4 protein-coding genes are annotated in these 9336 nt (G+C 67.4%); 2 read left to right on the top strand and 2 right to left on the bottom strand.

The window, feature by feature from the left end; translation table 11 throughout:
• On the bottom strand, positions 1–1295 hold a 1295-nt coding region (locus P5705_RS24685), incomplete at its 3' end, for an MATE family efflux transporter (RefSeq protein WP_277463500.1).
• Positions 1296–1495: 200 nt separating this feature from the next.
• Between P5705_RS24685 and P5705_RS24680 the strand changes: the two genes are divergently transcribed.
• A complete protein-coding gene (locus P5705_RS24680; protein WP_277463499.1) occupies positions 1496–6400 on the top strand; it encodes an alpha-2-macroglobulin in 4905 nt (1634 codons plus the stop codon).
• 150 nt (positions 6401–6550) lie between these two features.
• Here P5705_RS24680 and P5705_RS24675 read toward each other — a convergent pair whose 3' ends face one another.
• Entirely contained in the window at positions 6551–6844 is a 294-nt protein-coding gene (locus P5705_RS24675) for a hypothetical protein (protein WP_213658455.1), read from the bottom strand.
• Between the two features lie 68 nt (positions 6845–6912).
• On the opposite strand from P5705_RS24675, the gene pbpC reads away from it, so the two are divergent.
• Positions 6913–9261 (top strand): peptidoglycan glycosyltransferase PbpC, encoded by a 2349-nt coding sequence (gene pbpC / locus P5705_RS24670; RefSeq protein ID WP_277463498.1) that lies wholly within the window; start codon positions 6913–6915, stop codon positions 9259–9261.
• Positions 9262–9336 lie beyond the last annotated feature (75 nt).

Genomic DNA, 9336 nt, shown 5'->3' with positions numbered 1-9336 from the left:
CACCCCAGGGTCCCCCCCCGCAACGCCATGAACAGCAAGAACGCCAACCACAACCCATGGTTGCCGAACCCGCGCAGGACAAACGCCACGGGCAGTGCAATCAACACCGACACCAGCATCCCATTGCGCATCTCCCGCGCCCGCGTCGCGCCGATGAACAGGCCATCGAGCAGATAACTCCACACCGCGATCAACGGCAGCACCGCCAGGTACGGCAGGTACGGATACGCCGCCTCGCGCACGCTGGCGATATCGGTCTGCAAATCGACGAACAGGTGCCCGCCCAGCAGGAACAGCACCGCAAAGCCCAGGCTGGCAATCAATGACCAGCCACCCGCGACCACCAGCGTGCGCTGCAAGGCCACGCGATCACGGGCGCCGATGGCGTGGCCGCACAAGGCTTCGACCGCGTGGGCCAGGCCATCGAGGGCATAGGCAGTCAGCAGCAGCCCGTTGAGCAACAGCGCGTTGGCGGCCACGGTGGCCTCGCCCAGGCGCGCGCCCTGCACGGTCAGCAGCAGGAACACCAGTTGCAACGCCAGGCTGCGCAGGAAGATGTCGCGGTTCACCGCCAGCAAGGGGCGCCAGGCCTGCCAGCGCTTCAGCGCGGCCCAGACGATATGCCCGGGATGGGCGCGCAGGGCTGGGCGAGTGAGGGCCAGCCCCAGCAAGGCGGCGCTCCACTCGGCGATCACCGAGGCCCGCGCCGAGCCGAGCACGCCCCAGTCCAGGCCGAGCACGAACCACAGGTTCAGGGCGATGTTGAGGACGGTGGTGGTGAGCATGATCGCCAAGGGCGCCCGGGCATTCTGTGTGCCCAGGAACCAACCCACCAGGGCGTAGCAGGCCAGTGCCGCTGGCAGGCCGAGCAGGCGGGTGTGGAAGAAGGTTTCGGTGGAGGCGAGCAGGGCTTCGCTGGGTTGCATGCTCTTCAGTGCCAGTTGACTGAAAGGCAGGGCGAGCAGCCCGATCAGCAGGGCGAACGCGAGCGCGAGCATCAGCCCCTGCACCAGCACCTGGCGCAGCGCGGCACCATCGGCGCGCCCGGCGGCCTGGGCGGCGAAGCCGGTGGAGCCCATGCGCAGGAAGCCCATCGGCCCGACGATAAAGGCGAACAGGGTGGCGCCGACCGCCACCGCGCCCAGCTGGTGGGCGTGTGGCAAGTGGCCGATCACCGCGGTGTCGACCAGGGCCACCAGGGACAACGAGATGTTGGAGAGGATCATCGGCACGGCCAGGCCCCAGACCTTGCGGTGGGTGGGCTGGTCGCGCCAGGCGGTGGACAGTGAGGGCATCTGGGGTCCTGATCAGGGTGGGGCCGCTTCGCGGTCATTCGCCGGCAAGGACCGTGCAAACGATGTGGCCGCATTGTAGCGGCCGGACAACTTATCCGCGCGAACCGCGTCGCACTTGCCACGCTTCGTCAGGTAAGCCCCGCGCCATTACGCTATAGTTGCTGCCCTCACGTACACGCTGCCGAAGAGTTCTCTCTCAAATGCTCAACAAAGGATTGTTGCTGGCCTGCGCGCTGGCCCTGCTCAGTGCCTGTGATTCCTCCACGCCGGACAAGCCATCGGCGCCCGCCGACGCCGCCACCGCCGTCGCGCCCGCCGAGACGAAGACGGCCAGGCGCGAAGACCCGGCCGCGCTCGCCAAGCGCTACGCCGGCCGCGAGCTGACCGTGCTGGACGTCTCGGAAGTGCAGCTCGACGGCGCCAGCACCCTGTCGGTCAGCGTTTCCGCGCCGCTGGACGCCAACCAGGACTTCGCCGCCAAGCTGCACCTGGTGGACACCGTCAAAGGCAAGGTCGACGGTGCCTGGGAACTCTCCGATAACCAGATGGAGCTGCGCCTGCGCCACCTGGAACCGCAGCGCAAGATGGTCCTGACCATCGACAAGGGCCTGCTTTCGGTCAACGGCAACGTGCTCGAGGCCGAGTCGGTCAGCCGCTTCGAAACCCGCGACATGCAGCCCACCGTGGGCTTCGCCAGCCGTGGCTCGCTGCTGCCCACGCGCCTGGCCGAAGGCCTGCCGGTGATCGCCCTGAACGTCGACAAGGTCGATGTCGAGTTCTTCCGCATCAAGCCGGACATGCTCTCGACCTTCCTGGTCAACTGGGGCCGCAACTCCAGCTTGTACTACTACCAGTCCAAGGAAACCCTGGAGATGGCCGAGCTGGTCTACAGCGGCCGTTTCGATCTCAACCCCGCCCGCAACACCCGCGAGACCGTGCTGCTGCCGATCGCCGGGATCAAGCCACTGCAGGAGCCGGGCGTTTATCTGGCAGTGATGCGCGCCTCGGGCACCTACGACTACTCGCAGCCGGCGACCCTGTTCACCTTGAGTGATATCGGTGTGTCCGCCCACCGCTACCGCGATCGCCTGGACGTGTTCACCCAGGCCCTGGAAGGCGGCAAGGCGCTCAAGGACGTCACCCTCGAACTGCACGACGACAAGGGCAAGCTGCTGGCCCAGGCCAAGACCGATGGCGATGGCCATGCCCAGCTACCCATCACCACGAAGGCCGACACCCTGATCGCCACCCAAGGCGTGCACACTACCTTGCTGCGCCTGAACACTGCAGCGCTGGACCTGGCCGAGTTCGATATCACCGGCCCCCAGGCCAATCCGCTGCAGTTCTTCATTTTCGGCCCGCGCGACCTCTATCGCCCGGGCGAGACCGTACTCCTCAACGGCTTGCTGCGCGATCAGGACGGCAAGCCGGTCAAGGCCCAGCCAGTCAGCGTCGAAGTCCGTCGCCCGGATGAGCAGGTCAGTCGTAAATTCGTCTGGGAGGCCGACCAGAACGGCTTGTTCCAGTATCAGCTGCAACTGGCCACCGAGGCACCGACCGGCCGCTGGCAACTGCTGCTGGACCTGGGCGGTGGCCGCAAGCAGGTCTATGAATTCCTCGTCGAGGACTTCCTCCCCGAGCGCCTGGCGCTGGAGCTCAAGGGCAGCAGCGCGCCGCTGTCGCCGGACGAGACCGCGTCGATCCAGGTCAACGGCCGCTACCTTTATGGCGCGCCCGCCGCCGGCAACCGCCTGAGCGGCCAGGCCTATGTACGCCCGCTGCGCGAAGCGGTTAAGGCGCTGCCGGGCTACCAGTTCGGCGCGGTCACCGAGACCGACCTGAACCAGGACCTGGAGCTGGACGAGGTCACCCTCGACCAGAACGGTAAGGCCCGCATCGAGATCGAAAGCCGCTGGGCCGAGGCCCGTTCGCCGCTGCAACTGACCGTGCAGGCCAGCCTGCAGGAGTCCGGTGGCCGGCCGATCACCCGTCGTCTGGAGCAACCGATCTGGCCCGCCGAGCGCCTGCCGGGCCTGCGTGGCCTGTTCGATGGCGAAGAGACCGACGGTGATGGCCCGGTGGAGTTCGAGTTCCTGGTCGCCGACCGCGACGGCAAGAAGCTCGCCGCCAACAACCTGAAGGTGCGCCTGATTCGCGAGCGCCGCGACTACTACTGGAACTACTCGCAGAGCGACGGCTGGAGCTACAACTACAACGAGAAATTCCTCACCCAGGCCGAGGAAACCGTCAGCGTGAAGGCCGGCTCCACCGCCAAGCTGAACTTCCAGGTGGAGTGGGGCCCGTACCGTGTCGAAGTGGAAGATCCGCAGACCGGCCTGGTTTCCAGCGAGCGCTTCTGGGCCGGCTACCGTGCCCAGGACAACGCCGAAGGCGGCGCCGTGCGCCCCGACCAGGTGAAGATCGCCCTGGACAAGCCGGCTTATAAAGACGGCAGCACCGCCAAGGTCACTGTCACGCCTCCGGCTGCCGGCAGTGGCTACCTGATGATCGAATCCGCCGATGGCCCGCTGTGGTGGCAGGAAATCGATGTGCCGGCCGAGGGCAAGACCTTCGACGTCGAGCTGGACAAGAAGTGGGCACGCCATGACCTGTACATCAGCGCCCTGGTGATCCGCCCCGGCGAGCGCAAGGCCAACGCCACCCCCAAGCGCGCCGTGGGCGTGCTGCACCTGCCACTGGACCGCGCCGAGCGCAAGCTCGCGGTCAGCTTGCAGGCCCCGGAGAAGATGCGTCCCAAGCAACCGCTGACGGTGAAGTTCAAGGCGGCCAATGCCGACGGCAGCGTACCAAAGCAGATCCATGTGCTGCTGTCCGCAGTGGATGTAGGCATCCTCAACATCACCGATTTCAAGACCCCCGACCCGTTCGCCAGCCTGTTCGGGCGCAAGGCCTACGGCGCCGACCAGCTGGATATCTACGGCCAGCTGATCGAAGCCGGCCAGGGCCGCCTGGCCAGCCTCGCCTTTGGTGGTGACGCCGCGATGGCCAAGGGCGGCAAGCGCCCCAACACCACGGTGACCATCGTCGCCCAGCAGAGCGTGCCGGTGACGCTCGATGACAAGGGTGAAGGCCAGGCCACGGTGGATATTCCCGACTTCAACGGTGAACTGCGCCTGATGGCCCAGGCCTGGACCGAGGAGCACTTCGGTATGGCCGAAGGCAAGACCGTGGTCGCCGCGCCGCTGATCGCCGAGCTGTCGGCACCGCGCTTCCTCGCCGGCGGCGACCGCACCAGCCTGGCGCTGGACCTGGCCAACCTGTCCGGTCGCGCCCAGCAGTTGACCGTGCAACTGCTCACCGAAGGCCAACTGAGCCTGGTCGGTGGCGCCCAGCAGAACGTCGCCCTCGGCGAAGGCCAGCGCACCACGCTGATGATCCCGGTACAGGCCCAGGGTGGTCTGGGCCAGGGCAAGGTGCGCGTGCAGGTCAGTGGCCTGCAACTGCCGGGCGAGCCGGCCAACACCTTCGAGCGCGAGTGGACCCTGGGTGTTCGCCCGGCCTACCCGGCAATGCTCAAGCACTACCGTGTGGCGTTGAAGGACCAACCCTGGAATCTACCTGAGAGCGACCTGGCCGAGTTCGAACCGGCCGGCCTGGAAGCCACCCTGGCACTGTCGAGCCGCCCACCGCTGAACCTGGCCGAGCAGATCCGTGCCCTCGAGGCCTACCCGTACGGTTGCCTGGAGCAGACCACCAGCGGCCTGTACCCGTCGCTGTACGCCGATGCCGACAGCCTCAAGCGCCTGGGGATCAAGGGCGAGCCGGCCGATGTGCGCAAGCGCAAGATCGAGATGGGCATCGAGCACCTGCTGGGGATGCAGCGCTACAACGGCAGCTTCGGCCTATGGAGTTCCGACAGCGAGGAAGAGTACTGGCTGACCGCCTATGTCACCGACTTCCTGCTGCGGGCTCGCGAGCAAGGTTACGGCGTGCCGGCCGAAGTGCTGAAAAAGGCCACCGAGCGCCTGCTGCGCTATGTGCAGGAGCGCAATCTGATCGAAGTCGATTACAGCCAGGACGCCGACCACACCCGCTTCGCCGTGCAGGCCTATGCCGGCCTGGTGCTGGCGCGCAGCCAACAGGCGCCGCTGGGTGCCCTGCGCAGCTTGTATGACCGCCGCGCCGATGCCCGCTCTGGCCTGCCGTTGGTGCAACTGGCGGTGGCGCTGGACAAGATGGGCGACAAGCAGCGCTCGCAGGACGTGCTCAAGACCGGCCTGACGGTTGGCCGCGGCAAGGGCTGGATGGCCGACTACGGCAGCGCCGTGCGTGACCAGGCGCTGATCCTGGCGCTGTTGCAGGAGAACAACCTGGCGGGCAACCAGGTCGATCAGCGGCTGTTCGCACTGTCCGACGAACTGGCCGCCAACCGTTGGCTGTCCACCCAGGAACGTAACGCGCTGTTCCTCGCCGGCCGCGGCTTGCTGGGCAAGCCAGAAGGTAACTGGAAAGCACGCCTGGACAGCGCAGGGGAGATCCGCGAGTTCAGCAACAACGACTCGGGGATGAAGCTCGAGGGCCCACTGCTGGCCTCGCCACTGTCTGTGCAGAACGAGGGGGGCGACACGCTGTACCAGCAACTGACCTTGTCCGGCTACCCGCGCCAGGCGCCGGCCGCCAGCGGCAACGGCCTGGAGATCCGTCGCGAGTACCTGGGCATGAATGGCCAGGCGCTGGATGTGCGCAGCCTGCGCAGTGGTGACCTGGTGCTGGTGCACCTGGCGCTCAAAGCGCAAAGCCAGGTGCCGGACGCGCTGGTGGTGGACCTGCTGCCGGCCGGCCTGGAACTGGAGAACCAGAACCTCGCCCAGAGTGCCGCCAGCCTGGACAACGCCAGCAGCGCGGTGAAGCAGTGGCGCGAGTCGATGCAGAACGCCAGCGTGGTGCACCAGGAGTACCGTGACGATCGCTACGTGGCGGCGCTCAAGCTGGACAGCTACGGCACCACCCACCTGCTGTACCTGGCCCGTGCGGTGACGCCGGGCAGCTACCGCATCCCGCCGCCGCAGGTGGAGTCGATGTACCGACCAAACCTGCAGGCGGTTGGCGAGAGTCAGGGGGAGATGGTAGTGCGCGCCCGTTGAACCAACGCGCCTCCTGTAGGAGCGGCCTTGAGCCGCGAAGGGGCCGCGCAGCGGCCCCAGGATTCAGGCATCGCAGTAAAGTTTGCCGGGGCTGCTATGCAGCCCATTCGCGGCACAAGGCCGCTCCTACAAGAGGATGGCGGCAGGGCTTCAGTGCACCACCCAGCTCAACACCCACAACCCCAGCAACGCCCAGATGATCCCGAGGATGATCGACGCCCGCAGGAACGCGCGGATCGCCGAGTATAGCAGCATCAGGCCGACTATCAGTGCCAGGATGCTGACCAGCGAAGTGTCCATCCCCAGCGTGCGCGCCAGGCCGTCGATGAAATTGCCGCCGGCGTTGGCCAGCAGGTTGAACAACCCGCCCAGGCCGTCGACGATGAAACGGATCACCGAACCCAGTACCTGGCCCAGCCACTCAAAAAAACCTTCTACATGCATAGTCGCTTCCTGATGAACGAATCGGCGGTTCCCCGCCTTTGGCCATCCTCCGGCCCGGTCGGTTCCCGATGCCAAGCTTAGCGCGCCCGCGCCTTGCCAGGGGGCTGCGTCGTGCCTGCGTGGTGATCCTGTCGACCTTTGCCTTGCTATGGCTGGCCGATCGAATCTGGCCATTGCCGATGCCGGGCGACGATCTGGCGCGGGTGGTGCTGGCCGAGGACGGCACGCCGTTGTGGCGCTTCGCCGACGCCAATGGCGTATGGCGCTATCCGGTCAGCCCGGACGAGGTGTCGCCGCTGTATCTCGAGGCGCTGCTGGCCTACGAGGATCGTTGGTTCTATCAGCACCCTGGGGTCAACCCCATGGCCCTGGCCCGGGCGGCATGGCTCAACCTGCGCGGTGGGCGCGTGGTGTCGGGGGGCAGCACCCTGTCGATGCAGGTGGCGCGTCTGCTCGACCCGCACGACCGCACCCTGGCGGGCAAACTGCGCCAGCTGTGGCGCACGGCGCAGCTGGAGTGGCACCTGTCGAAACCGCAGATCCTGCAGATATACCTGAACCGCGCGCCGTTCGGCGGCACCCTGCAAGGTGTGGCGGCAGCCAGCTGGGCGTACCTGGGCAAGTCGCCGAAGCACCTGACGCCCGCCGAGGCCGCGCTGCTCGCCGTATTGCCCCAGGCGCCCAGCCGCTTGCGCCCGGACCGGCACCCCGAGCGTGCCCAGCGCGCCCGCGACAAGGTCCTGCAGCGTCTGGCCGAGTACCAGGTGTGGCCGGCCCAGCGCATCGACGAAGCACGCGAGGAGCCGTTGCTGCTCGCCCCTCGCCAGGAGCCGGCGCTGGCCCCACTGCTGGCCCGGCGCCTGAACAGCCCCGACAGCCCGCCGCTGATCCGCACCACGATCGACGCCGCCCTGCAGCGACGTCTGGAAGACCTGCTGCTGGGCTGGCGCGCGCGCCTGCCTGAGCGCACCTCGGCCGCGTTGCTGGTGGTGGAGACGCAAAGCATGGCGGTGCGCGCCTATCTGGGGTCGATCGACCTGGCCGATGAGCGTCGCTTCGGCCATGTCGACATGATCCACGCCTTGCGTTCGCCCGGATCGACGCTCAAGCCCTTCCTCTATGCCATGGCCATGGACGAGGGCCTGATCCATTCCGAATCGCTGCTGCAGGATGTGCCGCGACGCTACGGGGACTACCGCCCAGGTAACTTCTCAATGGGCTTCAGCGGCCCGGTGTCGGCCAGTTCCGCGCTGGCGTTGTCGCTCAACTTGCCGGCGGTGCAGTTGCTCGAGGCCTATGGCCCGAAGCGTTTCGCCGCGCAGATGCGCATGGGCGGCGTGCCGTTGATCCTGCCGCCCCTGGCAGAGCCGAACCTGTCATTGATTCTGGGTGGCGCGGGCAGCCGGCTGGAGGACCTGGTTGGCGGCTATGCGGCGTTCGCCCGGGAGGGGCGCAGCGCACAGATTCGCCTGCAACCCCAGGACCCGCTGCTGGAGCGTCGGCTGTTGTCGCCGGGCTCTGCCTGGATCACCCGGCGTATTCTCAGCGGCCTGGCCCGTCCGGACCGCGACCCCCACGCCGAACTGGTGCAGCGGCCACAGTTGGCCTGGAAGACCGGTACCAGCTACGGCTTTCGCGATGCTTGGTCAGTCGGCGTCGGCCCACGCTACCTGATCGGTGTGTGGATCGGCCGCCCCGATGGCACCCCGGTGCCGGGGCAGTTCGGCCTGGCCTCGGCGGCGCCGTTGATGCTCCAGGTGCACGACCTGCTCAGCAACCGCGATGCCCAGCGTGGCATCAACGTGCCGGTGGAGCCGGTGCCGGAGTCGGTTGGAGTTGCGGCGATCTGCTGGCCGTTGGGCCAGCCGATGAACCGCCAGGACCCCAACTGTCGCCGCCAGCGCTTTGCCTGGACCCTAGACGGCACCACGCCGCCGACCTTGCAGGCGGCGGACCAGCCGTTGGGGCTTGGGTTGCGTGAGGCCGTCTGGGTCAATGAGCAGGGATTGCGGGTGGACAGCGGTTGTCCAGGCGCAAGCGCCCGCGACATTGCCTTGTGGCCCGCGCCCCTGGAGCCTTGGCTACCGCGTGCCGAACGACGGACAGCGCGGCTGGCGGCCGTGGATCCGGCCTGCCCGCCACAAATGGGGGCAAGCGCGCCGCCCCTGTCGATCGTCGGCGTGCGCCCAGGCGACAACTTGCGTAGGCCGGCCACCAGCGATGAGGCGCTGCAATTGCGAGTCTCGGCGTTGGGCGGTGGAGGGCTGCGCTGGTGGTTCCTCAATGGCCAGCCGTTGGGTGAGACCCGCGGGCAGGACAGCTTGCTGGTGCGTTTCGAGCAGGTCGGTCGCACCGAGCTGAGTGCGCTGGATGAGAGTGGCGAAACGGCGCGGGTGGAGTTTCAGGTCAGCGAGTAGAGAGGCTCTGTAGGAGCGGCTTTAGCCGCGATGCCGGCAACGCGGTATCCGGCATCCACTTCGCGGATGATCGCG

This window comes from Pseudomonas entomophila (assembly GCF_029478665.1).
Lineage (GTDB): Bacteria > Pseudomonadota > Gammaproteobacteria > Pseudomonadales > Pseudomonadaceae > Aquipseudomonas > Aquipseudomonas entomophila_F.
The sequence above is the reverse complement of the archived record's forward strand: the minus strand, read 5'-3'. Positions and strand labels throughout refer to the sequence as shown.